Source organism: Neisseria sp. P0018.S001 (genome assembly GCF_051957355.1).
Classification (GTDB): Bacteria; Pseudomonadota; Gammaproteobacteria; order Burkholderiales; family Neisseriaceae; genus Neisseria; species Neisseria subflava_A.
The window spans coordinates 1-362 of record NZ_JBQCWN010000091.1; the positions used below are offsets into that span (position 1 = coordinate 1).

The following is a 362-nucleotide window of genomic DNA, read 5'->3' on the forward strand; positions in this document are numbered from 1 at the left end:
CGATGCCTTCACCATCTATAAAACTAAAACTATTCGGTATGTTTCTTCTTTCCATTCCTGCCTCATATATTGACGATATTACTCCGGAAACGCTTCTGGTGATAATCTGTCCGGAATCAATATTAGCCCACCATTCATCCGACGCAAACAATCCTTTGTCTTTTTTGATGCCAAAGATACTTTCGTCATTCAATGACAGTAATCTTGTATCTTCAATATGCTCCTTCTTTTTTCTATTTTTCATATCTTTTTTAAAATCATAAACCAAATACATATCATCATCTAAATTTAAATAGCTCATTTTATATCTCCAATTTTTTCAAAATGAATAATCTGTTTCTCAAAAGTTTCTTTACCGCCAG

At 32.3% G+C, this 362-nt stretch carries 1 pseudogene; it reads right to left on the bottom strand.

What is annotated here, in order from left to right:
• A pseudogene (locus tag ACTHTJ_RS10980) lies at positions 1–301 on the bottom strand (hypothetical protein); the annotation flags it as partial.
• Between the last annotated feature and the right edge of the window lie 61 nt (positions 302–362).